The sequence below is a fragment of the Pedobacter sp. MC2016-24 genome, from assembly GCF_015223055.1.
In the GTDB taxonomy this organism is placed as follows: domain Bacteria; phylum Bacteroidota; class Bacteroidia; order Sphingobacteriales; family Sphingobacteriaceae; genus Pedobacter.
This window is the reverse complement of the sequence record NZ_JADFBX010000016.1, coordinates 57,117-81,718: the sequence shown is the minus strand read 5'-3', so window position 1 is coordinate 81,718 and position 24,602 is coordinate 57,117. Positions and strand designations below refer to the sequence as shown.

Genomic DNA, 24,602 nt, shown 5'->3' with positions numbered 1-24,602 from the left:
CTTACTGGCCCCTGTTTTTTTTATTTTTTAAAATCTCAATAATACCTTCATTACCAATGATGAGCATACCATGCCGGTCAGCAGTAATTCCCTGCTCCAGTTGATAGGTATACACTGGTTTTGTATCCGCCATGAGGGTTGGCAAATAGCGGAATTGAATATTCGCACATCTTTCCTGCAGTACCGCACCGGCTTCGATGATGTGTGTGGAGATGACGAATATGGAATCGGTTTTACCAGCAAAAGCAGTGGTAAGTGCTACTGTTGCTTCATAAGCATCTTTGACATTTGTTCCACGAAACAGCTCGTCAAAAATCACAAACAGCCGTTTTTTCTGAGCAAGTTGTTCAGCTACTTTTTTCACCCGCAAGACCTCTGCATAAAAATGGCTATACCCCATACTCAGGTTGTCTGGTAGGTTGATCGTACTGAACAATCCGTCCATCACCGGAAACTCCATGTGTTTAGCTGCTACAGGAAATCCCATATGCGCTAGAAATACGGCAATGCCGAGCGATTTCATCAGGGTAGATTTACCTGCCATATTTGCACCGGTGAGAAAAATAACGCTCTTTTCCGGCCCTGCCAAGAGGTCGTTACCTACTGCATTTTCGATCAGTGGATGATAGAGTCCCTTAACCTTCAGCTCCATGTTGCCAGCTGCCAGGGCCTTAGGAAAAACAAACCCCTGCTGATCGGCTACCTTCGCCACGGCAAGGTAAACATCCAGCTGGTAAGCAAAAGACAAGAGCTTTCTGATCTGTTCCTTATTGTGAAAACGCAACACCTGGTCGTGATCTGCAGTTTTTTCGTAATTGTACTTTCCAGTTGCGGCCTCTGTCCCGATACGCTGCAATGTGGGGCTTTCCAGAATTTGTGCTATGGCATTCAGCTCTTGCTGGTATGGATGCTTAGGATCCCGACTCATATTGCCTAAGAATTGACGGAAAGCAGATAACAGGTCTACTACAGCCCCTACACCCTTGGCGATTTCCTTGTACTGCGCATCTGCACCGATCAATTGGTTCAAAGCCCTGCCTAACTTATTGTCTTCCCCTGACAACTTACTGCGTTCATCGGCATGGTCCAGATAATGTTCAATCAGGTCAAACCACTCCTCCCGAAAGGGGAAAGCAAGCTCGGTATGCTTAAAATAAAGGATAACCTCGCTTCGTTGATTGATTAATCCGGCATCCGACGATGGATACCGGAACATTTGTTCAAGAATTTCAGCACCACCGCGGGTACGGGTACGATTGAAAAGTCCGAATACAGAATCCCGGGCCTTCTTATTGAAGACGTTCAGATCGTCCAGCGTTTGTTTGTCTACTAAAAAACTCATAATATCTTTTTTATATGAATGACCCCGGATCTATCGTCCTCTTCTGCGAATCCAGATAATCAGACTTGCCGCCAGCATGCCCAGGGGAATGCCCCATTTCAAAAACAGGCCAAAGAAAGCCCAGGCCCCAACGGTAAGATGCAATGCGTTATCAATAGGATCGTCCCGGCGCATATCAATCGGAACTTCGCCATTGGAAAGCCAAAAGAAGGAAGCCACAATCAGGGAATAATTGGAGGCCCGTACATCATTTCTTTGCATTCCAAGTTCCCCATTGCTCATCCAGTCGGCGTCTCCCGTAATGATGATCTTTTGCTCCTTGTCCCTGATCTTTCTGGACAAAGCCAAAACCGTCGGATATGACTTTTCAACTTCAGCGGCAGCAGGATTTAGCTTTACACTATCGTCAACAAAATTGGTTGTTTCGATTTCGTTCCAACTCCCCACTGAATCCGTACGGAACAAAGGTGTCACCTTAAAACCTTTGTCTTCCTGATATTCAAGTGCATTGGCAGAAGGCATGCTGAGCACCTCTTCCATCTTATTCATCAATTTAAAATGAGGAGAAAAATCGATAGCGGCTTGCGTTGGTCTCATCAACATCAAGTCTGACTGGAATTTAACCGCCGGCTTAACCAACCGACCTGGCAAGAATTTTACACCCAGATTTGCAGTAATTGCATTCATTTGCTGCTCACGTCCTGGCTCACCAGCGATAATTAAATTACCTCCGCGAGCGATATACTGGTCGAGATTGGCCTGCTCCTCTGCGCGATAACCATTTTTTGGTTCTGCAATTACAATAATTTTAATGTCCTGAGGAATAGGCTGATCCAGGGTTAAATCCTTAAAATCGAAACCCTGGTTAATCAGTGAGTATCTGAAGGTCTTAAGGCGCGCAATGGTTTTATAGCCCCTGTCAGTCTCCCCGTTACTATCCCGTTCTCCATGTCCATGAACAAAACCCACTACAGGTAGCTTCATCACCAGGCGTTTAATCGCTGCCGTAATTTCTGCTTCTGAAGGTAACCTGCGCATATCGTCAAAAATCCGGAGGAAGGTTTTCTGACCGTTTTCCCTTTCAAGCACACGTACAAAACGGAAGTTCTCCTCCTTCAATGAAACTTCATTTTTAAGGTCACCATACGGTACGATGTCAAAATTCCAATTGTTCAATTTAATCAGCGTATCCAGCCTTTGTTTGGCATCTAACTTCGGATACATCCGATCCAGCATCGGATTTTCTGTAGGCTCGTAATAATATTTATAATTGAGTTTGATTTCAGGTTTAAAGCGGATATACTGGTTGAACGAGCTTACATCATTCTTGTAGCCGATGGGCAGGGCGGTATATCCTGTAGGATCCAGCATATTACTATATGTGGTGATGGTAAAACCACCATCCAGCTTACTCATTACTTCCTGACTACTTTTTGTGAGGGTGTTGACTTTTGCGCGTGTGGCATCATAATAAGCTTTGAAGCTCGGCTGGGCACTGAAATAGCCCAGAACAATGGCGACCAAAAACACGGTAAGATAACGTCCCAAAACGGTGATCCATTTGTTTTTTTGTCGTCCTGAATGTAATTTAATAATCGTAAATGCGAGAAATAGCGCAATTACAATCAGGAAATAAAGTACATCTTCAGAGGTGATCATGCCTGCAATAAAAGTATCACTTCGGCCAGTGATCGCGAGCCAGTAGGTCACGTCGCGCACCAACTCCATATCCTGCCCCACTCCTTTTACATAGGCTAATAGCCCAAAGATACAGAGTGTACCCAATGCAGCCACCACATTATAAGTGGTCAGGGAAGACATGAACAGGCCAATCGCAGCATAAGCACAGATGAGTAAATACAGACCAACCAAACCTGTTAACAAATAAGGAATATCCGGATGATCGACCGTTATGATGGTGAAAAGACAGAAAATGCTGACAATGCCTATCATCACCAATCCAAATGCCATCAGGGCTACATATTTACCCAGAATGATCTGCCGGTTACTGATCGGGGAAGAATAAAGGAGTTTGATCGAGCCACTGCCCAACTCCCGGCTCATGATGCTCATGGTGAGTAATGGAATATACAGGTAAAGGTATCCCTGCATCTTTACAAACAAACCATTAAAAGCACTACCAAAAGAGTTGAAAGTGACATTACTTAAAGGTTGTTTCATGGTGATGTTGATCTTGACCAGGAAATCAAAGCCCCCGGTAAAGATTGCGCCCAACTGGAAACTGAAGATGATCAGTATGAGCCAGGCCACAGGCGAATAGAACAATACCTGTAGTTCGGTTTTTGCTATTTTAAATATTGTTTTCATGCTATAAGTTATCAGCGAAACCGCTCGTTTATTTTGATTTTTTCTTTGTTAGTTCTGCAAAAACGGTCTCCAGTGAGTTTTTCTCAAGGGCAATTTCAATGAGTCGCCATTTCTTGAGCACACTGGTTTCGACCAGGCGCTCCACCACATCCTGGGCGTCGTTAAACCTCAGCCGGTAACGGATACCACCCAGCTCCTCGACATGTATTACTCCCGCAACTGCCAGTAATTCTTCAGCAGTTGGCGCAGCCACCAGGGAAACGACCAGTGTATTGGGAACAATATGGTTATCAAATTCATCCAGTGTTCCTGAAAAAATCATACTGCCTTCATTGATCATCCAGATGTGATCGCAAAGGGCCTGTACTTCCTGAAGAATGTGCGTCGAAAGCACGACAGTGCGCTCTTCCGCAATTTCCCGGATCAAGCCGCGCACTTCAAGGATTTGGTTGGGATCGAGGCCGTTTGTAGGCTCATCAAGCACCACAAAATCAGGTTTGTGAATTATGGCCTGGGCAATCCCTACCCGTTGTTGGTAACCTCCCGAAAGGTTCCGGATGAGCCGCCTGCGAAACTGACTGATGCCACATTTCAACATCACCTCGGCCACCGCGTCTTTTACCCGCGAGCTTTCCATTAGTCGGATATTTGCCGCATGGATCAGAAACTCCTCTACAGTGAGATCGTTTTGTAAAGGGGGCTGCTGTGGTAAAAAGCCAATATGACGTTTCGCACGTTCTGGATACTCGCCAAGGTTAACCCCTTTGATAAATACTTCTCCATGTGTTTGCTTGATTACACCACACATGATGTTCATAATGGTCGACTTTCCAGCCCCGTTGGGGCCAAGCAGGCCATAAATGCCATTTTTTGTCAGTTCAAAATTAATGTCACGTACTGCCCACTGCACACTGTATTGGTGGGAAAGGCCTTTTACGCTTACGATTGGTTCATTCATATCTTATAAGGTTAGTAGGATTTATAGCGCATAGCATGTCCAATCGGCCGGGATTTGTTTATCCCGGCCGATGATATCAGGTGACCATGATTATGCTATCTTGGGTTCTGGACGATTTCTGGATTTAACTGGGTGTATTTATCAGCAATGGCATAAGTATAGCGGTTGCTGCCGGGTTGTAAAGTATAGGTGACGTCCTTAAATACTTTTGTGACCGTCTTTACCAAGCCCGCATCCTTACTCAGTCTGCGTTGGTCGAACCAGCGAAAGCCCCTTCCCATAAACTCTCTTTTCCGCTCATCAAGCACCAGGCCCAACGCAACCGTAGCATTCGCTGCCGACAAATCTGCATAATCCGCAGGTTTGAATCGCTTTTTGCGGAGTTCATTCAGTAAATCCAATGCTGCGTTTGTATTTCCGGCACGCGCTTCACATTCCGCTTTGATCAGCAACATTTCCGGAACACTCGGACCGGTATACGTACCATCGCCAGCAAGTGAAGCCCTTCTGTAGGCAAGCGTAGTAAATGGAGAATTGAATAATGTTGAACCGGATACGGTAAAATTCACATAGCGCAAATCTTTCGCCGCTGCAGGGCTATAAGTGAATACAGCTAGCGCATCCGGACTTAAAGGTATTGCAGGATTTAAGGAAGGCGTCCGTTTAAAAAAGATTTCCTCCGGATTCTGAAATTTCAAAGGCATAGTTGGTAGCGCAGATCCCACCGCAACGTTACTGCTCAGATCGATGAGACCACGTTTAAAAGTCAAGGCCAGATCAGCTGTACGTTTAGCTTCCACAAAATCCCTTCTATTCAGCGCCACCCTGGAGAGCATGGCATATACCGCAGGTTTAGAAGGGTTGGAAATAAAATCAGGCTGGTCCGGCAAGGCAGGCAAAGCGCGCATCAAATCAGCTGCAATAAAATCATAAACTGCCTTAACAGAAGCCCTGGTTAAATCAGCTGTAAAATTCGGTTGTGTAACCAAGGGGATGCCCGGATCGGTATTTGCACTTTCCGGATCGTATTGCTTTGCATATAAGTTTACCAGCGTATAATAGGCATATGCCCGGTGCACCAGCGCCGAAGCATAAGCCGCTTCTTTTTGGATCTGGCTCCCCCCCTCACTACTCATCACCCCCAGAAGCACCTGATTGCAGATAAAAATCTGTTTGTAACTGTTTACCCAATCCACGTCCTCCTCATTAAAACCGTACACCCGGTCGGCCCATATATACATATTACCCGTAGTTACGGCAAGGGTATTTTGCCATTTTATATCATCGGAAGCAATATCGTCACCGGAATAAATGGGTTTAAAATACGACAGGTCCATAACCGTCGAATTGTAAAGTAAATTCTGATAATCGGCTGTCAGCTTCAGCACCCTCAGGTTTTCAGGTTCTATTTCAACATATTTACGGCAGGCTGTGGCACCACACAAAATAACTGAGATGAAGATGGCATATAGTAATTTTTTCATGGTCTTAAAGTTTAAAGTGATAGGCTTAGATTAACTACATAATTACGTGTAGGCGGCAGATTTAAGAAAGAAGTCGTCATTTGATAATTCGGATCAACGCCTTCTTTATTGGCCACCCAGATTAATCCAACATTACTTACCGTAGCGCCCACATTAATGCCCTTGATAAAAGGTGTACGTTTAAACACTCCTTTTGGAACACGATAATTCAGGGAAATTTGCTGCAAACGGATCTGTCCGGCATCTCTGACATTCAGATCTGAATTGATATACCTGTTTACGGTATTGATGTTTACTCCCGCAAGCCCCGGAACATTGGTGAAAGCTTCATCACCAGGTTGACGCCACCGATTGGCCAAATCACGGCTCGTTCCCATTAAACCTGAGATACTGCCATTAGTTGGATATTGGTCCGCAGTAATCCCCTGATAAATGAATTTATGTCCCAGATAAAATGTAGCCCTGGCCGATAAACTTAAATTCTTATAACTCACAGTATTGCTAAACCCACCATTATATGGCGCTGTAGTTCTGCCTGCAGCAATTAGATCCTGGGCCACAATGGTGTTGTTGGTTGATGAAATGATGCTGCCATCTGCAGCATAAATCTGCCCCTGACCTTTATTATCCAGCCCAGCCCACCTGTATACAAAAAAGTTGTCAGTCGGTAGCCCAACGGTTAAGCCAGAAGCTCCTCCAACATTGGTCATGATATTTGGAAATCTACTTTCAGTTACGGTATTTGTGTTGTATGCAGCATTGAAATTCGCTGACCAGCCCCAGTCCTTGCTCCGAACGATATGACCAGTCAAACTCAACTCTACACCCCTACCTGATAATGAACCAGCATTGTATTGAAGCGAACTCAAACCATAAGCCGAGTTAATCGGCAGACTCATTAAAATATCTTTTGTACGCTTGGTATAGATGTCCATGGTCAATAACAACCGATTTGACAAAAACGCGGCATCCATTCCAATATTGAACATCTTCGTAATCTCCCAATTCAGGTCAGGATTTGCTGCCGCTCCGATCGTAGTTACCGGAAGCTGAGAATAGCTATCCGGAATACTCAATTGTACCGTTGATACATTTGCCGCGGTTCCCGGAGGATTACCGGCAGTCCCGTATGAACTGCGGATGCTCAACTGATCCATCCATTTGATCGATTGCAGCAAATCTTCCTTTTTCAAATCCCAACGCAATCCTGCAGACCATAAAGGAGTGGCTCTTGCTTTACGACTTGCACCCAGTACGTTAATGTCGTCAAACCTCACGCTAGCCGTGGCAAAATATTTTTGCTCAAAAGCATAAGATCCGGTACTGTAATAGGAAAGATATCTTCGTGTATTTTTCGGCAATTGTGCAGGTGGCGTAGGTAAAGTTTTACGCTGCCCATAAATGGTCGTGTAATAACCTGCCAATGAACCGTTCCTGGAAGTATTTACATTGGCAAAAGTGCCCAGATCTTCGTTGTAACCATACATATCCTGCTCCACACTCCTGGACCTTTCCTGGCGAATTTCAGTTCCTGCCACGACCTCAATGTGATGGTCTTTGCCAAAATCTTTTTTCGCATCCAGTTGGGAACGCAGGCTGTAGTTTTCCCGCTCAAAATTAGCTGTACTATAGATGCCACCTTTTGGAAAACCATAAATGGAACCTGATGTGGCCTGGTTTGCTGTATTGGTACCCTCATTAATCAGGTTTCTGGCATAATAGCTATCCTGATTTTGAAGCTGTCTGGAATCTTGCCAGCTTTTTTGCAATTGCCCGGAAACATTCAGATTCAGCCAGCTGGTTATTTTTCCATTAAGTGCTGCAGTGAACCTAAGCGAATTTGTGGTATTGATGGTATTGCCATAATTTAGCTCATCGATTGCATTATAGGTCCAGGGCATTAAACCTCTGACCCGCGTTAAGCTATCGGATACCTGGGTTGTAAAAGCAATACCGCGGTATATTTTATTTCCATTTTCATCCAATAACATGCTGTAAGGAGCTAAACCAAAGGGGCCTGTTCCAAAGGCCTGTAATGCGGCACCATTGACCTGACTTTTGGAATAATTGTAATTGAGACCAGTGGTCAAACTCAGTTTGTTATTCAAAAAATTATTGGTCAGGTTAGAGAGCACGGAGTATTGTTCACCTGAATTACTACGATAAACGGGTTGATCTTTGGTATAGTTTCCAGAAACATAATAACTGGAATTGCCGCCTCCTCCAGAAAATGACAGGTTATACTGCTGGGTCACTGCCCGCTGCAATAGGTTGTCGCGCAATTGATCAATATTCGATCTTCCGCTGAGTACGCGCAATGCCGAATCTGCCTGCGCCGCATAGGCAGGGTTTCTTTTCGCCTTAAACATCCACTCTTCCGCTTCTGATACAGGCTGGGATCTCCAGCCATTTGCAGGCGATGAGATCAAGGCAGCAACAGGATCACTAACCAGGTTCTTATTGACCATCTCTTGCTCAAGTTCAATGTACTGAGCACTGTTCATCGAGGTGAGGTTAGAGAAATTTCCGGGAGCAGCCGTACTTAAAGTGGCGCTAAAATTAATATCCGATCGACCTGCCTGTCCACGTTTGGTGGTAATCACAATCACCCCATTCGCCGCCCGGGCACCCCAGATTGCAGTTGCCGCAGCATCTTTTAAAAAGGTAATGCTTTCAATGTCAGCCGGATTAAATGTACTGATCACCGCATTTCCGGAGTTGGCAGGCTGATTTCTGTACGTTAAACTTCCTTCTACGAGGCCGGAGGCCAAGGTCGCCAAATCCTGATTGCTGGAAGGGAAACCGTCAATCACCACCAAAGGCTGATACCTTGCCGTTTGGTTTGGATAAGAACTCACACCTCTGATTTCTATTTTATTGTTTCGGATGTCAAACAGCACCCCTGGTACTTTGCCTTCTAAACGCTCCAGCAAATTGATACTAGGTGTACTTTCTATATCTTTGGCCGTAATTACCGTATAAGCCCCGGTAGCTGTGCTTTGCTTAAGGGTCTGATAACCTGTAGACACCACCACATCTTCCAGTGTTTGTGCAGCAGGTGACATTTTCACTTCCATGCTTGGTCTGGCTGCGACAGTCTGGCTCACATAGCCAATACTTGAAAAAACCAATACGGCATCATCGGGCAGGCCTGAAAACCGGAACGAGCCATTTTCATTGGCCACTACCGACCGGGTAGAACCTTTGAGGGTAATTGTGACTTTCGGAATCGCCTTGCCTGTTTCTGCATCTACGATTTTACCTTCCACATCAATAGCACCAATGTAGAAACTGATGCGATCCAGAAAGGATTCATCTTTTTGTTTAACGACAATCGTCTGATTGACGATCCGAAACTCTAAAGCTGCTGGTCTAAGCACCGCCTGAAGTACCTCGGTTAAGGGTACCGCATTAAAGGAGGCATTAATTTTAAGCCCATCATCTACTTTGCCTTCCTGCCAGAATACATTATATCCGGTCTGTTTCTTTATCTCCGTGAAAAGTTCCTTTAAAGAGGCATTTTTCTTTACGAAATATATATTCTGAGCAAGTCCGGCTGCGCTGACCTGCATCAAAAAGGTGGTTAGTATAATTATCGTTAGTTTCATGGTGCGAACTACTGAATTATTTATACAGGCAAAATGCCCAGATCTGTTTGGATCCTTAAATTTCATTACATTTGTTGTTTAGTGGTTTAGTTGTTATGTGTGAATACGTCTCATCTGAACACTTATTTTGGCCGGGGATGTTGACGCATTCCCGGTTTTTTTTATGGTGTTCAAGGCCTGGTAAGTTTATTGCATAGCCCTGATCCTCCTTCCATCTACTTTAAAATGAACTGATCCTGTTGATTCTAAAACCTGTAACAATTGGGATATATTTTTAAATCTTGAAATGGTACCTCTAAATGCCTGCTTTCTAAGCGCTTTGTCTTCAAAGACAACGTCTACATCATACCAGCGCTCTACCTGTTTCATGATCTCCTCCAGGCTTTGTCCTGTAAATAGAAATGTTCCATTTTTCCAGGCTACAGCCTCTTCCGCGTTAACTTCAGAAACCTTCCATCGCCCGGAAATCATTTCCGACTGCTGCCCAGGTTTAAGTGTCAGCGCGGCACTATTCCGCTCAAGATCAAGCACATGAACGGAACCTTCCAGCAGTGTAGTTCTGGTCAGCTCATCTGAAGCATATCCGCTGATGTTAAAATGTGTACCCAACACTTCCACAGCCTGCTTAGCCGTTTCTACCACAAAAGGGTGCAATTTGTCTTTAGCCACTTCAAAATAAGCCTCTCCATTTAACAAGATACGGCGTTCTTTCCGACTAAACTGAACTGGAAATTTCATGGAAGAAGCCGCATTTAACCAAACCCGGGTTCCATCAGGCAAATTGACCTGGTACTGGCCCCCTTTAGGTGTGCTGATGGTATTCAAAGCCTGCTGCCCAACATTACCGGTTGCCCCGGATTGCACACGATAAACCAGTTGTCCATCTTTCGCTTTAACGACCTGCATGCCACTTTCACTGAGCACTGCACCAGCGGGGGTTGTATTCAGGTCGATGACTTTACCATCCGATAAAGTGAGCACCGCGCTGTTCTTCCCTGCCGGGATATCTTTAGCTGTGTTTGCAATACGTGCCGGTGTATCTGAAAAATACCTGGCATCAATTAAATATCCCGCGGTACTGAAGATCAGCAGCACAGCGGCTGCTACAGCAATCCGTGACCAGAGCTTTCTGGCCACTGGTTTCGTTTTCAAAACTTTAAACTGGTCCTGCCCAATCAGGTGCTGATAAAAATATTCGGTGTCTTTGTCTGTATAGTTTTCTTCCGTATGGATATTTTTCCATACCTCATCCATGGCAGCAAAAACATCATCGTCATTCCCATTGAGTTTAAAAACCCCCATCAACTCCATATACTCCAACTGGCTGATGTTTCCATCTGCAAATTGTTGAAGCAATACCTTTACACGCGCTTGATCTGCCATCATTTTATATTCCCTTTACAATAGGTTTATATAAGCATTACACGGCAAAATGAAATTAGGACTAAGTGAGGCGCAATTATTTTTTATTTTTTTATAAAACTCAGTGCAATGAGCAAAAAATAGGCGCTGTCTGACTGGTTAAAATGAGCCTTAAGCAGCTTCAAACCCGCAATCAGGTGATTTTTAACGGTATTTCTGGATAAATTGAGTTTGGCAGCAATTTCATCATAATTTAAACCTTCATATCGGCTCATTCTGAAAATAACCTGCTGCTGTGGTGTTAAGTTCACCAGTGCGGCTTCTGTAAAGCGCTGCAAATCTGCAAGGATAACAGCTTCCTCGGTATCGTTACTTACTTTCTCCATCGTCAGCCAGAGCTGATCAACCGCTTTTTGAGAAGTCGCAATCTGTCGCAAAGAATTTAAAGCCAGTCGCCTGGATATGGTATATAAATAAGGCGAAATAGAAAGGTCTTCATTCAACCGCCCCCTGTTGATCCAGACATTCAAAAAGGTATCGTTTACCACCTCTTCTGCCTGCTCTTTGTTTTTCAGCAAACGGTAACAAAATGTATATAATTTCTTAAAATTCAGGTCAAAAACAAGACGAAAAGCAGACTCATCACCTCCTTTCAGGGCAATTATGTTAGCTTTCTCAGTCGACCCAATTCCCATCTTCTTTAATTAAATCAATCAAATCATCCAGCGCACGCCCGGCATTGACATTTTTCTTAACCACTTCCTTACCGCGGTACAAAGTGATTTTATCCGGACCAGTGCCTACATACCCGTAATCTGCATCGGCCATTTCACCCGGGCCATTTACAATACAGCCCATAATCCCAATCTTGATGCCTTTGAGGTGGTCGGTACGTGAACGGATCAGTTGTGTCGTTTCCTGCAGGTCGAACAGCGTACGCCCGCAGCTCGGGCAAGATATGTATTCCGTTTTAGAAATCCTTGTTCTTGTGGCCTGTAAAATACCGAAGCTGGTGGCATTGACCAGTGATAAACCAATCTCGCGGTCAGCATCAATCCATACACCATCCCCCATTCCATCTGTCAGCAACGCGCCCAGGTCAGTCGCGGCATACAACATCAGGTCATCGGCATTCAGCCCGGCATAACTTCGTTTGATAATGACCGGAACTTCCAGCTGATGTTTCATCAGGCTGATAAAAAGTGCTCTTTGTGCAGCCATACCATGCGCAGCCTCAGTCTCCAATACCAATACCACATTTCCCTGCAATGCTGACAGGTCTGCACCAGCAAGCTCCTCGGCTTTCAGGCTAACCAGGTTCAAAAACTCATCTTTAACCGTTACAGTTAAATAATCGTTAAAAGACAATAATGGATGGCAGTTTTGCTTATTCTTCAGCGCAAGCCAGGTTTCATAATTGTAAACCTGTTTTAAATTTCCAGGGAAAGAAAAAGAAGGTAATGCATCGCCCAGGTAAACCAGGTCACAGGCCTGATCGGCCATGTTATATTTATCCAGCCCGGCGCTGTACTGGTATCCTACCGAAGTCAGGAAATAAGGATCTTTCAGATTTTCAGCAGAAACATCCATCATCACAACCGGATGGTGGGCCCCGCCAATATGTTGTACCGGCAAGGTATGCCGGCGTTGATAAGCATAAGGGCTATAAGGTAAATCACCAATCACGAGGCGTTCCCGCTGCCCCGTGGTACTTAGGGGATTGCCATTCAGGTCCAGCAATGCGCGTTTTTCATAACGCAGTGCAAGCGCTTTGGCAACTGGTGCTTCAAATTCCGGATCTTCCGTTAAAGACACCCGGATCGTATCGCCCAGGCCGTCTTCGAGTAAAGTTCCAATACCTACGGCCGATTTAATCCGTCCGTCTTCACCATCGCCGGCCTCGGTTACCCCAAGGTGTAAAGGATAATTCATTCCTTCCTTAACCATGGTTTCAACCAGCAAACGATAGGCCTGTACCATCACCTGGGTATTGCTGGCCTTCATGGAGATCACCAGGTTATAATAGTTCTGGTCTTCGCACATGCGGATAAACTCCATGGCCGACTCGACCATACCACGTGGGGTATCGCCATAGTGGCTCATGATGCGGTCAGATAGCGAACCATGGTTGGTCCCAATCCGCATGGCCGTTCCGTATTCCTTACAAATCTTTACCAGGGGTATAAATTTCTTATAAATGCGGTCCAGTTCTGCCTGATAGGCCTGTTGGGTGTATTCTATATTTTCAAAACGTTTCTTATCGGCATAGTTGCCCGGATTTACACGTACCTTCTCCACAATGCGGGCCGCAGCTTCCGCCGCGTTGGGCGTAAAGTGGATGTCGGCAACCAGGGGTACCGTATAACCTCTTGATCTGAGTTCTTTTTTGATGTTTGCGAGGTTCTCTGCCTCCTTCATACTAGGCGCGGTAATGCGCACGTACTCACAGCCAGAGTTGACCATGCGGATGGTTTGTTCCACCGTACCAATGGTATCCATGGTGTCTGTGGTTGTCATCGACTGAATACGGATTGGGTTTAGCCCGCCCATCGGGATATCCCCGATATTCACCTCGCGTGTTAAAAACCTTGAATACTGATTTAAACTGTTACAATACGTTACTTCTTCCATGAATGCAAAATCTTCCGCAAAGATAAAGATTAAGTTTATAACCTTGGTGTAAACTATAGCTGATGTGAACTAGATCAACCTGTCTTTCACCACAAGCGTGCCGGCAATGATGTCGTGAAAGCATTGCTGCTTGCGGTTCAGGAAGCTGTACAGGTAACCAATCAGAAAAGGCGCCAGCGACAAAATTTTACTCAAATTACGGCCCAGCGACTTTCCGTAACCTATCCGCCCACCATCCAGATCGGTCACCCTGATCTTCATCAGGCGCTTGCCGATCCCCCCTTGTTTGGCCGAAGCATCGGTGATTGTACCATAAATCAGTTTTACAATAAAAATAAAGGGTAAGCCAACAATGGCGAGTGCAATGCGGTGAGATTTCTCTGTAACGACAATAAAGCCCAATAAAATCACCAGGGCATACACCAGGGTAATGAAAAAGTAATCAATCACACAAGCCAGTAAACGCTGGTCAAATGCAGCAAAGTACTGGGGAGCCGTTTGCTGGTAACTGAAACCAAAAAGCTCACGGAGTTCTTCAAACTCGTGAGCTTCTTTATAGTCATCCATTCCAGTCTTCCTCACAAAGGTATCTGAGGTAATGACTAGCGCAGTCAATTCATCAAAACGATAAGGACCTTCCGGTCTTCCGTTGACTACAACGGTATACTGAACTTCTTGATATCCCATACTTTAAAGTAACCCCTAATAACGGCTTACCTCAAAGTTACTTAATCCTCCGTCTAAATTTATGATTATTTTACGAACAGCAGATTCATAATTGGCACTTTCAAAAGTACCGTCACTCATTTTCTTAAAATCATTGAATTCTTTAGAAGACAAACCCGTTTTGGCCCTGATTTTACAACCTGCAACCTCAGGCACTTTAATTTTAACATCGGCGATCCCGGTTTTTACATTCACATTGGTCAAAGGCAGTAAAGCCCCGAATTTAACCGACAAGGCTGCTGCACCACCATCAAAATTAAAATCACTGACTTTATAATCCGATAAATCGAAATCAATACTTCCGGCCCCAAGGTTTACATTAACCTCCCACTTGGGTTGTTTGTTCAACCGCAGTTCAACCTCGTTCCCGCCTTCGCTTACGCTCCAGTTGGAATTGCCTTTCATCTTAAAATCAATGGTCCGCAAGCCATCAGAGTTTACGTTTTTAACCGTAAAAACGCCGCCTCTCTTTTTCACATCTGCCGTAATCAAACTATCTGCACTTTCGTTCAGATTGAAAGAAGTGCCACCACCAGAGATATTCAGGACCGTCCGCATATCCACAGCATCCACAAAGGGCTCTGAAAAATGCAAATGTTCCAGCTTGTTTGCATTCGGGTCTGAATGGTCGCCCCTGCCGCCAATTCCGACATTAAACAGGCGTTTTCCATCGGGCGACTCCTGCCCTTTAAAAAACAGCAGGCAAAGTGTAAATACCAGGATCACAATGGAGATGATACTGCCAAGCTGCGACCTGTTTTTATTAAAGAGGATATTTACCCCGGCAATAATTAAAAATATAGGCCAGAACCGCCACACATTGCGCCAGTAAAAATCAATGACCTGAAAGTTTTCCAACAAGAGGACACCGCCCACAAACAGCAGTATAATGCCCCACATTACGCGATCTAATCTCATGGCTACTGGTCTTTTTTAGTGAAATCAATGGAAGCAGGATCCGCTGTTCCGAAATTTTGGTTTTCAGGATTTGCAGGTGCAACCGGATCTACCGGAAACCCAGGCGAAGCTGGTGTTTCAGGAGCAGCAGTGCCCGGAGCTGGGTTTTCATTTTTCCAGGCTTCCCATTTCTTTTTGTTCTTCGACTTGATGATGAAACTTATCCCAATGGCAATAAACACCACCGGCCACAATTTGGCCAGCTTGAAGCCAAAAGGGATCAGGTTAAACTCGTCCATTAAAAAATACAGACCAATCACCAGCAAAAACAAGCCAGCTACCGTGCGTCCGGTTTCATTATCTTTTTTATAGGCCTTAAAATCACCGGATTTTTTCCAGGCCATGTGGCTATCTTCTTTCATAGTTGATGATGTCCAATCCTGAAAAGGACCTGTGCCCTCCGAAGGATTATTTTTAGTGAATGGATTCGTCGTATTAAACGGATTATTTTGTTTATTAAAAAAGTCATTAAATTTTGAAAATCTGACCGCCGGGTCATTATTGACCGGCACTACAATCCACAAGATCAGGTAAACCAAAACCCCTGTGCCTACTAAAAAAATGGTCGACAATACAAACAACAGCCTGATGATGGTTACATCCACTTCCATGTACTCCGCAACACCAGACGATACCCCGGCAACTACTTTGTCATACTCATTCCTAAACAATCTCTTTTCCATAATATGGCCCTCCTATAATTAAAACTGTAACGGCTTCAATACCACTTCATCAACATTTACACCAGTGCTTAAATTTAAAATGGTGTACAAAGTATGGGCAATGTCTTCTGGTTGTACAAATCGCTCCGCCGGAATTTCTGTTCCTTCCCACGACGAGGTCAATGTCGAACCTGGCAATATTGCCGTTACTTTAACGTTGTATTTCGATAGTTCCTGCCGCAATACATCATTAAGACTCAGCAAAGCTGCTTTAGTTACAGAATAGCTACCTGCATTTTCTACAACAACCTTAGAAGCGACTGAACAAATGTTAAATATGTGCCCGGATTGCCTTTCACGCATCTTTTTTCCAAAAAACTTCGACATATAATAAGCCGCATTCAAATTCACATTCAACTGTTTATGCAACTGATCGTCCGCTTCATCCAATAAACTTCCGGTCAGGAACACCCCTGCATTATTTACTAAAACATCAGCGCCACGCATTTGTTCGTAAACTGTTTCACAAAAAGCATAAACTTCTTCCCGCACACCACAGTCTGCCCGATAGGTCAGAATTTGTACCCCGGTATAACTCAAAGACGCTGCAAAATCTTTCAACTCATTTTCATTCCTGGAGCAAAGGGCCAAATCATAGCCGCTTTCTGCAAGTTTAACCGCTATCGCTTTACCAATACCCCTTGTGGCACCTGTTATTATTGCATTCATGTTTAAACATCTTATTCCGCAATAATACAAAAAAGAAGGCTACGGCACGCGTCTTGTTAGGAATACAGCGTTAGAAAAGGTTCGCATCATCTTTTTTCAACTTTTTATTTGTTTCTTTGTAGTACATGGGTGCTATTGTCATGCAAGCTCCAGCATACTACAATTGGATATATTACAAAAGCTAATTTTTAATCAATGAATTTCACCAATTTTGGACGCTACCTGTTACTGCTCAAAGCGGTTTTTAGAAGGCCTGAAAAATTTAAAATCTATTTAAAAGCCATTTTCAAACAAATGGATTTTATTGGCGTAGGCTCATTAGGTCTGATTGCAATCATATCCACATTTATCGGCGCTGTAATGACATTGCAAATTGCTTTCCAGCTGGTGAGTGATTTCATTCCAAAAACCATTATCGGCTCCGTTAACCGGGATTCATCTATTTTAGAGCTCAGCCCTACCATCAGTGCCATTGTACTGGCCGGTAAAATCGGTTCTGCCATTTCCTCCGAGATCGGCACCATGCGGGTCAGCGAACAGATCGATGCACTCGAAATTATGGGCATCAATTCACCGGGTTATTTAATCTTGCCTAAAATCATTGCCGGAATCACCATGGTGCCTTTATTGGTCATCATGTCTATGTTCCTGAGCATCACAGGTGGTTATATTGGTGGTACTTTATCTGGTGCGGTTACTCCTGCCGAATACGTTCAGGGGATCACCACAGATTTTAATCCATATACCATTGTAGTGGCCCTGGTTAAAGCTTTTGTTTTTGGTTTCATCATCACATCGGTACCTGCCTACGAAGGTTTTTATGTTAAAGGCGGCGCGCTGGAAGTGGCACAAGCCAGTACAAGAGCTGTAGTGGTGAGCTGTATTACCATTTTGGCATGTGATTACATTGTAACCCAGTTATTACTATGATCGAGATTAAAGACATTCACAAATCGTTTGGCGACAATGAGGTACTTAAAGGGATCTCAGGTGAGTTTAAACCTGGTGTAACCAATTTGATCATTGGTGGTTCAGGCTCAGGAAAAACAACCTTACTCAAATGCATGATCGGTTTACACCATCCTGAACAAGGTAGCGTTGAATACGATGGCCGCGAATTCACCACGATGAATTTTGAAGAGAAGATCGAAATCCGTAAAGAAATCGGGATGCTTTTTCAGGGATCTGCCCTATTCGATTCCATGAGCGTTGAAGAGAACATCATGTTCCCTTTAAACATGTTTACCGAGCAGAGCCGCAAAGAAAAACTGGAGCGCGTTAACTTTTGCCTGGAAAGGGTAAACCTGGAAGGTAAAAATAAATTGTTTCCGGCCGAATTGTCCGGCGGGATGAAAAAGCGTGTAGGCATTGCCCGCGCCATTGCCATGAACCCGAAATACTTATTTGTTGATGAGCCCAACTCTGGTCTGGATCCTAAAACTTCCATCGTTATTGATGAATTGATTAAAGAACTGACCGAAGAATACAATACCACCACCATTGTAGTTACCCACGACATGAACTCGGTAATGGGTATTGGCGATTATATCCTTTTCTTACACGAAGGAAAAAAATTCTGGGAAGGCTCCAACAAAGAGATCGCCCACACTGATGTTCAAGAACTAAATGATTTTGTTTTTGCCAGCCGTTTCATGAAAGCTGCAAAAGACAAATTTTAATATATACCCATTTTTATGATAAGCCTGTTAACACCCACACACTGGAAAGATTATGAGTTGATTGATTGTGGTGATTTTGAAAAATTAGAACGTTTTGGAAATTTAGTACTTTCCAGACCAGAGCCTCAGGCTGTATGGAAAAAGACATTGTCGGACAACGAATGGAAAAAGAAAACCCATATCCGCTTTAAAGGCCGCTCTGCTACTTCGGGTGAATGGATCAAAAGCACAGCTCAACTGCCCGATCGCTGGAATGTAGCCTACACCAATGATGATGTGACCATCAATTTACGACTGGGATTAACCTCTTTTAAACATGTTGGTGTATTTCCAGAGCAAGCTGTAAACTGGGATTACATCTCCGGTTGCATTAAAAAATTCAAAACCCCGGTCCCGAAAGTATTGAACCTCTTTGCCTACACTGGTGCCGCTTCATTAATTGCGAAAGCAGCCGGAGCAGATACCACCCACGTAGACTCCATCAAACAAGTCGTAAACTGGGCCAACGAGAACCAGGAACTTTCTAAACTGCAGGATGTACGCTGGGTAGTGGAAGATGCCTTGAAATTTGTAAAAAGAGAACTGAAACGCGGTAAAAAATACAACGGGATCATCCTTGACCCACCTGCATTTGGCCACGGACCGAATGGCGAGAAATGGAAACTGGAAGACCATATCCAGGAAATGATGACCGAAGTGGTCCAATTGCTCGATCCGGAAGAACACTTCCTGATCCTGAATACCTATTCCTTAGGCTTCTCCTCGGTGATTGTGGAAAACCTGATCAAAACCTCATTTCCACAGGTTAAAAACCTGGAAACCGGAGAGCTTTATCTGCAGGCAACCTCTGGCATCAAATTACCCCTTGGTGTTTTCGGAAAATTCAATTCCTTTAAATAAGATAAAAAGGCGTCGGTTACTCAAGCCGACGCCTCTAAAACACACCTAATCCAGTAACACAATACTGCCTAAGCTTCTTTAATCTGGTTGCTTAGCTGCCCGTTTCTTTCTTCAAAAAAGAAAGCTTCCGGAATCCACCGGAAGCGGTCTTATCAACTAAACTAAACCAAATAGTATCTTGATTATCCAATCGTTTATCTTGTCAAAAATTCTACCTCATAACCTGTTTCAGGCTAATTTAAAACGGTAAATCTTAAATTTAAAACCATTATTTAGAACCGTTTTAAATAACAATGCAAGTATAGTAACTTATTTAGAATAATTCCAAACAAATTGAAAATATTTTACATAATCCTCCCGGAAAGGGCTTCTATATCCATTTGATTTGGTATACTTGTATAATTTTAGTCAAGCAAGATTAAACAACACCAGTTTTTGTATCTTACCTTAAAAAACAATTATAATCTATGAAATTACCTCATCTGGCAGGCGTCATTTTAATCGGAGCTGCCACATCTATGGGCTTATTTGTCAGCTGTGCTTCCGATGCAAAGAAAGTAAACGGAAAAACGAAGACAACAGCAGCTGGAGATAGTACCGTTACTGAAGTGGAAGACTTAAGAAAACCAGTCGACACTGCCAAATACGATGCCTTGTTAAAAAAACTGGCCAATGGCGATACAACCGGAAAATGGCCGGTAAAAAAACAGCCTTACCCACTGGCTGGTGCAATCCTTCCATTTAAACGCATTGTGGTATATTACGGTAACCTGCACTCTAAAAAAATGGGCGCACTTGGCGAATATGCACCAAAAGAGATGTGGAGAAGACTGGATGCAGAAGTTAAGCACTGGGAAAAGGTAGATCCTTCTACCCCGGTACAACCAGGTTTACACTATATTGCAGCGGTAGCGAGCGGAACACCGGGCAGAGATGGCAAATACATCAACCGCATGGCTAACAGCCAAATTGACTCGGTACTGGCCATCGCTAAAATGCGTCCGAATACCATCGTATTTTTAGATTTACAAGTAGCTTTAAGTAACATTAAAGCAGAACTTCCGCACATCGAAAAATATTTACAATTGCCTTTTGTACATTTAGGTATCGATCCGGAATTCTCCATGAAAGATGGATCCCTTCCAGGTAAAAAAATTGGGACCTATGATGCTGCAGATATCAATTATGTATCTCAATACCTGGCTGACCTGGTAAAAAAATACAACCTGCCTCCAAAGGTATTTACCATTCACCGTTTTACTAAAAAAATGGTAACCAATTACCAGAACATCAAATTGCGTCCGGAAGTTCAGATCGTGATGCATATGGACGGATGGGGCGAACCTGAATTGAAAAAAGGCACTTACCGCCACTTTATCTATTCAGAGCCGGTTCAGTTTACAGGATTTAAATTGTTCTATAAAAACGATTTGAAAAAAGCACCTAATAAATTGATGACCCCTGAAGATCTGATGAAGTTGAAACCAATTCCGATTTATATCCAATATCAATAGGACATTTAAAGATTTACAGAAAGCCTCCGCCTTACAACCGGAGGCTTTTCCTTTGGAGTGAGTCCACAGTGAGTCCACGGTGAGTCCACGGTGAGTCCACGTTTTTACGGGAAATACGTGGACTCAGCCTGGATTAAACATTGTCTCAGGGTGCACTCAGTCCGAAGGACATCTAATACGAAAACGAAGCCTGACTTTTAGGATTGTCCAGCTTGGTGCTTTTCCTCAGTCCGTTAATTATGGCATGAACCATATTGCTCTGCCCGGCATGTTGCTCGAACAAAATGTCGTTCTTCACTTTCAATTCTTTGACAGGAGCAATTTCAGCGGTTTCAAAATAACACCAGGCGGCATCTTCTTCAATTTCGTAACCTTGATACTTGAGCTCCAGATTTTTACCGTTGGCATTAATTTTCAGGTGATCCTTAATGTAAGACGCCATTAAAAGATCCAGTTGTTTGCGGTCTGCCGGATTTAAAATGTTCACTTTGGTTTTATATTTCTTGTCCAGCGCTTTTTCAAAGTCGTCAAAAAAGATGCGGACACTCACCTGTACCGTCTTATGCTTCTGGTTTTGCTCAATCTCAGTAACGCTGACATAGAAGGGATGAAAAAGATGCAGAAAGATCAGCAATACGGATGGCCACATAATTGGTTTTCTTAAGGTAAATCAAGATATTGCTGCAAATTTAACCAATAATTACAAGTTTAAAACGAAATGCAAGATTTTCCGCTTTATTTTGAACTGGGCTGGCAGCACATTTTAGATTGGCAAGGTTACGATCACATTCTATTTGTCATGGCACTTTGCAGCATGTATACCCTTACCGAATGGAAAAAAATGCTGGTCCTGGTTACTGCATTTACAATTGGCCACAGCATCACCCTGGCTTTAAGTGTGTTTAACCTGCTCACTGTAAACACGGCCTGGATCGAATTTCTAATTCCCATGACCATTCTCATCACCACCTTAAGTAACATCCTCAGTAAGCGAATGAAACCTAAAAACATGCGTTTCAAATACCTTATGGCGGTATTTTTCGGATTGATCCATGGCCTGGGCTTTTCCAATTACCTCAAAAGCCTGCTTGGGAAAAGTAAAAGCATTGCGGTGGAATTGCTGTCCTTTAACCTGGGACTGGAATTTGGCCAGCTGATCATTGTCCTGGCAACACTGCTCCTGTCATTCGTCCTGATCCACTTTGTAAAAATAAAGCGATGGGACTGGAATTTCTTTCTTTCATCAGCTATATTTGGGATATCCTTTATCATGGCTGCAGAACGATTTGCTGCGCTATTTTAAAAGCATAACCAAACAGCCAATCCAAATGAAGAAAACCCTACTTTTTGTCCTTACGCTGATTTTCAGTATCTCCGCGTTCGGTCAATATCCAAACAACCCGGGCTCCAACCACGGAAATAAGTTTGAACAACTGGGAACGATCTTAACTGATCCCAACAGCTACCGCTCAGCGTCTGGAGCGCCCGGGCCGGCTTACTGGCAGCAACGCGCAGACTACCTGATCAATGCAGAACTGGACGAAAAGAACCTGCAATTGAATGGTGCTGAAACCATCACTTACCACAACAACTCTCCCGATCCGCTCAGCTATTTATGGGTTCAACTGGATGAAAACCAGCACAAATCAACAAGTGACAATAAGCTCACCGAGGGCAGTAAAATAACAGATCAGATGAACTACAAGGCTTTGTCCGACATCATGAATCTGCCAAATGAGCTGGGTGTAAAAATACTTAAGGTAACCGATGAAAAGGGCACAGCCCTGCCCTATACCATCAACAATACGATGATGCGCATAGATTTGCCGCAAACCTTATTGCCGAAGCAAAAATATGTACTCAAAATTACCTGGAATTATAAAATCGCAAACCGGATGGTTGACGGTGGCCGGGGTGGATACGAGTACTTTCCGGAAGATGACAACTACCTGTTTACCATTACCCAATGGTTTCCTAGAATGGCGGTTTATTCCGACTTCCAGGGATGGCAAAATAAGCAGTTTGAAGGAAGGGGCGAATTTGCCCTGGCTTTTGGCAATTATAAGGTAAACATGACTGTTCCGGCAGACCATGTGGTGGGTGCAACCGGCGAGTGTCAGAATTATGCACAGGTACTAGGTGCCGGCAATTTAAAGCGCTGGAATGCGGCACAAACGGCAAAAAGCCCGGTTGAAATTGTGGATCTTAAAGCGGCAAAGGCAGCCATGCAGCAAAAATCTACTGCAAAAAAGACCTGGACTTATGTTGCTGAAAACGTTCGCGATTTTGCCTGGATCTCCTCAAGAAGATTGGTTTGGGATGCCATGGGAACGTATATCAACGGAAAAAAGATCATGGCCATGTCTTACTATGGTCCGGAAGCTTACCCACTTTATCATAAATATTCAACCAAGGTTGTGGCACATACCCTGCAGACGTACTCCAAACATACCATCCCCTACCCATATCCTGTCGCCATTTCTGTAGAAGCGGCAAATGGAATGGAATACCCGATGATCTGCTTCAATTACGGGCGTGCAGAAAAAGATGGAACGTATACCGAGGCCATTAAATACGGAATGATCAGTGTGATCATCCACGAAGTGGGTCATAATTTCTTTCCGATGATTGTGAATTCTGATGAAAGGCAGTGGTCCTGGATGGACGAAGGCCTGAACACCTTTTGCCAATACCTCACCGAACAGGCCTGGGATAACAATTACCCATCCCAACGCGGTCCGGCGCACAAAATAACCGATTACATGAAAATGCCCAAAGATCAATTGGAGCCCATCATGACCAATTCGGAGAACATCATCAATTTTGGCCCCAATGCTTATGCCAAGCCCGCCACAGCATTAAATATATTACGCGAAACCGTGATGGGCCGGGAACTGTTCGATTATGCATTTAAGGAATATGCGAGAAGATGGGCATTTAAACATCCTACGCCTGCGGACTTCTTCAGAACGATGGAAGATGCTTCGGCAGTAGACCTGGACTGGTTTTGGAGAGGTTGGTTTTTTGGCACAGAACCGGTTGACATTGCCTTAAACGATGTCAAGTATTACCGGATGAACAGCATGAATCCGGCCGTAGAAAATGAAACTTTACAAAAAAGCTACGACAAGGACCTGTATAACATTGGCCGCGAACGCAACCGCAAAGAAGGCTTGAAGTTTGCAGTGGAGCAAGACACCAGTTTACTGGATTTCTACAATAAGTTTAAGCGTTTTGAGGTGAGTAAAACCGCAGATCAGGATTTTCAGCATTATTACAACGCACTATCTGAGGCTGAACGCAAATTGTATGAAAGCAAGAAGCATTTCTACGAGCTTTCATTCAGCAATGAAGGTGGGCTGGTGATGCCAATTATCCTGGAATGGACATTTACCGATGGCACAAAAGAAATAGAGCGCATACCGGCTTATATCTGGCGCAAAAACGAAAATCAGGTGACTAAAGTATTTGCCAAAGACAAAGCCGTTGTTTCCGTACAATTGGATCCTTATCGGGAAACTGCGGACATTGACGAGGCCAACAATTCCTGGCCAAGAAAAGCGCAAACGTCCAGGTTTGAATTGTTTAAACAACAACAGCTACCCAGAGGGAGTTCAAATGGAGCGAACCCGATGCAGCAATCACGACAAAAATAAAAAATGGGCCCAAAGTTGAACTTTGGGCCCATTGCTATTCTATATTGCTATTGTATAAGACTACTG

General features: G+C 43.9%; 19 protein-coding genes. 6 read left to right on the top strand and 13 right to left on the bottom strand.

Annotation, left to right across the window (positions count from 1 at the left end; genetic code table 11):
- Nucleotide 1: 1 nt before the first annotated feature.
- The 12 genes from IM797_RS24165 to IM797_RS24110 form a co-directional block, all read right to left on the bottom strand.
- Nucleotides 2-1,342, bottom strand: a complete 1,341-nt coding sequence (locus tag IM797_RS24165; RefSeq protein ID WP_194129785.1) for a DNA mismatch repair protein — start codon at nt 1,340-1,342, stop codon at nt 2-4.
- A 30-nt stretch (nt 1,343-1,372) separates the two neighbouring features.
- On the bottom strand, nt 1,373-3,670 hold the full coding sequence (locus IM797_RS24160) for a Gldg family protein (protein WP_194129784.1): 2,298 nt from the start codon (nt 3,668-3,670) through the stop codon (nt 1,373-1,375).
- Nucleotides 3,671-3,698: 28 nt separating this feature from the next.
- Nucleotides 3,699-4,628, bottom strand: coding sequence for an ABC transporter ATP-binding protein (locus IM797_RS24155; protein ID WP_194129783.1), 930 nt, complete (start codon nt 4,626-4,628; stop codon nt 3,699-3,701).
- A 95-nt stretch (nt 4,629-4,723) separates the two neighbouring features.
- Nucleotides 4,724-6,112: a RagB/SusD family nutrient uptake outer membrane protein gene (locus IM797_RS24150; protein ID WP_194129782.1), complete on the bottom strand. Its 1,389-nt coding sequence runs from the start codon at nt 6,110-6,112 to the stop codon at nt 4,724-4,726.
- Nucleotides 6,113-6,123: 11 nt separating this feature from the next.
- On the bottom strand, nt 6,124-9,720 hold the full coding sequence (locus IM797_RS24145; RefSeq protein ID WP_228099094.1) for a SusC/RagA family TonB-linked outer membrane protein: 3,597 nt from the start codon (nt 9,718-9,720) through the stop codon (nt 6,124-6,126).
- Nucleotides 9,721-9,906: 186 nt separating this feature from the next.
- The gene (locus tag IM797_RS24140; protein ID WP_228099093.1) at nt 9,907-11,106 is read right to left on the bottom strand and encodes a FecR family protein; all 1,200 of its coding nucleotides are present in this window, start codon (nt 11,104-11,106) and stop codon (nt 9,907-9,909) included.
- Nucleotides 11,107-11,186: 80 nt separating this feature from the next.
- A complete protein-coding gene (locus IM797_RS24135; protein WP_194129780.1) occupies nt 11,187-11,777 on the bottom strand; it encodes an RNA polymerase sigma factor in 591 nt (196 codons plus the stop codon).
- Nucleotides 11,758-13,713 (bottom strand): (E)-4-hydroxy-3-methylbut-2-enyl-diphosphate synthase, encoded by a 1,956-nt coding sequence (ispG, locus tag IM797_RS24130; RefSeq protein ID WP_194129779.1) that lies wholly within the window; start codon nt 13,711-13,713, stop codon nt 11,758-11,760. The genes IM797_RS24135 and ispG overlap by 20 nt, the downstream gene beginning before the upstream one ends.
- Before the next feature lie 69 nt (nt 13,714-13,782).
- The gene (locus IM797_RS24125) at nt 13,783-14,400 is read right to left on the bottom strand and encodes an RDD family protein (protein ID WP_194129778.1); all 618 of its coding nucleotides are present in this window, start codon (nt 14,398-14,400) and stop codon (nt 13,783-13,785) included.
- Between the two features lie 15 nt (nt 14,401-14,415).
- Entirely contained in the window at nt 14,416-15,357 is a 942-nt protein-coding gene (locus IM797_RS24120) for a LiaI-LiaF-like domain-containing protein (protein WP_194129777.1), read from the bottom strand.
- Between the two features lie 2 nt (nt 15,358-15,359).
- Nucleotides 15,360-16,079, bottom strand: a complete 720-nt coding sequence (locus IM797_RS24115) for a PspC domain-containing protein (RefSeq protein ID WP_194129776.1) — start codon at nt 16,077-16,079, stop codon at nt 15,360-15,362.
- Between the two features lie 18 nt (nt 16,080-16,097).
- Entirely contained in the window at nt 16,098-16,787 is a 690-nt protein-coding gene (locus tag IM797_RS24110) for an SDR family oxidoreductase (RefSeq protein WP_194129775.1), read from the bottom strand.
- A 195-nt stretch (nt 16,788-16,982) separates the two neighbouring features.
- Between IM797_RS24110 and IM797_RS24105 the strand changes: the two genes are divergently transcribed.
- The 4 genes from IM797_RS24105 (at nt 16,983) to IM797_RS24090 (ending at nt 20,880) form a co-directional block, all read left to right on the top strand.
- Nucleotides 16,983-17,717: an ABC transporter permease gene (locus IM797_RS24105; RefSeq protein WP_194129774.1), complete on the top strand. Its 735-nt coding sequence runs from the start codon at nt 16,983-16,985 to the stop codon at nt 17,715-17,717.
- On the top strand, nt 17,714-18,466 hold the full coding sequence (locus IM797_RS24100; RefSeq protein WP_194129773.1) for an ABC transporter ATP-binding protein: 753 nt from the start codon (nt 17,714-17,716) through the stop codon (nt 18,464-18,466). The genes IM797_RS24105 and IM797_RS24100 overlap by 4 nt, the downstream gene beginning before the upstream one ends.
- Before the next feature lie 15 nt (nt 18,467-18,481).
- Nucleotides 18,482-19,366, top strand: coding sequence for a class I SAM-dependent methyltransferase (locus IM797_RS24095; RefSeq protein WP_194129772.1), 885 nt, complete (start codon nt 18,482-18,484; stop codon nt 19,364-19,366).
- A 467-nt stretch (nt 19,367-19,833) separates the two neighbouring features.
- Complete coding sequence (locus tag IM797_RS24090) at nt 19,834-20,880, top strand: hypothetical protein (RefSeq protein WP_194129771.1); 1,047 nt, start codon at nt 19,834-19,836, stop codon at nt 20,878-20,880.
- Nucleotides 20,881-21,052: 172 nt separating this feature from the next.
- Here IM797_RS24090 and IM797_RS24085 read toward each other — a convergent pair whose 3' ends face one another.
- The gene (locus tag IM797_RS24085; protein ID WP_194129770.1) at nt 21,053-21,529 is read right to left on the bottom strand and encodes a DUF6702 family protein; all 477 of its coding nucleotides are present in this window, start codon (nt 21,527-21,529) and stop codon (nt 21,053-21,055) included.
- 69 nt (nt 21,530-21,598) lie between these two features.
- Here IM797_RS24085 and IM797_RS24080 point away from each other — a divergent pair, with 69 nt between their 5' ends.
- Together IM797_RS24080 and IM797_RS24075 are read left to right on the top strand one after the other, a co-directional pair.
- Nucleotides 21,599-22,183, top strand: coding sequence for a HupE/UreJ family protein (locus tag IM797_RS24080; protein ID WP_194129769.1), 585 nt, complete (start codon nt 21,599-21,601; stop codon nt 22,181-22,183).
- A gap of 25 nt (nt 22,184-22,208) precedes the next feature.
- Nucleotides 22,209-24,536, top strand: coding sequence for a M1 family metallopeptidase (locus IM797_RS24075; RefSeq protein WP_194129768.1), 2,328 nt, complete (start codon nt 22,209-22,211; stop codon nt 24,534-24,536).
- The last annotated feature ends 66 nt before the right edge of the window (nt 24,537-24,602 follow it).

Coding starts and splice junctions, on each gene's coding strand:
- IM797_RS24110 (WP_194129775.1), bottom strand. CDS start 16,787: ATGAATGCAATAATAACAGGTGCCACAAGGGGTATTGGTAAAGCGATA.
- IM797_RS24080 (WP_194129769.1), top strand. CDS start 21,599: ATGCAAGATTTTCCGCTTTATTTTGAACTGGGCTGGCAGCACATTTTA.
- IM797_RS24090 (WP_194129771.1), top strand. CDS start 19,834: ATGAAATTACCTCATCTGGCAGGCGTCATTTTAATCGGAGCTGCCACA.
- IM797_RS24160 (WP_194129784.1), bottom strand. CDS start 3,670: ATGAAAACAATATTTAAAATAGCAAAAACCGAACTACAGGTATTGTTC.
- IM797_RS24155 (WP_194129783.1), bottom strand. CDS start 4,628: ATGAATGAACCAATCGTAAGCGTAAAAGGCCTTTCCCACCAATACAGT.
- IM797_RS24125 (WP_194129778.1), bottom strand. CDS start 14,400: ATGGGATATCAAGAAGTTCAGTATACCGTTGTAGTCAACGGAAGACCG.
- IM797_RS24105 (WP_194129774.1), top strand. CDS start 16,983: ATGAATTTCACCAATTTTGGACGCTACCTGTTACTGCTCAAAGCGGTT.
- IM797_RS24140 (WP_228099093.1), bottom strand. CDS start 11,106: ATGATGGCAGATCAAGCGCGTGTAAAGGTATTGCTTCAACAATTTGCA.
- IM797_RS24135 (WP_194129780.1), bottom strand. CDS start 11,777: ATGGGAATTGGGTCGACTGAGAAAGCTAACATAATTGCCCTGAAAGGA.
- IM797_RS24150 (WP_194129782.1), bottom strand. CDS start 6,112: ATGAAAAAATTACTATATGCCATCTTCATCTCAGTTATTTTGTGTGGT.
- IM797_RS24100 (WP_194129773.1), top strand. CDS start 17,714: ATGATCGAGATTAAAGACATTCACAAATCGTTTGGCGACAATGAGGTA.
- ispG (WP_194129779.1), bottom strand. CDS start 13,713: ATGGAAGAAGTAACGTATTGTAACAGTTTAAATCAGTATTCAAGGTTT.
- IM797_RS24095 (WP_194129772.1), top strand. CDS start 18,482: ATGATAAGCCTGTTAACACCCACACACTGGAAAGATTATGAGTTGATT.
- IM797_RS24075 (WP_194129768.1), top strand. CDS start 22,209: ATGAAGAAAACCCTACTTTTTGTCCTTACGCTGATTTTCAGTATCTCC.
- IM797_RS24165 (WP_194129785.1), bottom strand. CDS start 1,342: ATGAGTTTTTTAGTAGACAAACAAACGCTGGACGATCTGAACGTCTTC.
- IM797_RS24145 (WP_228099094.1), bottom strand. CDS start 9,720: ATGAAACTAACGATAATTATACTAACCACCTTTTTGATGCAGGTCAGC.
- IM797_RS24115 (WP_194129776.1), bottom strand. CDS start 16,079: ATGGAAAAGAGATTGTTTAGGAATGAGTATGACAAAGTAGTTGCCGGG.
- IM797_RS24085 (WP_194129770.1), bottom strand. CDS start 21,529: ATGTGGCCATCCGTATTGCTGATCTTTCTGCATCTTTTTCATCCCTTC.
- IM797_RS24120 (WP_194129777.1), bottom strand. CDS start 15,357: ATGAGATTAGATCGCGTAATGTGGGGCATTATACTGCTGTTTGTGGGC.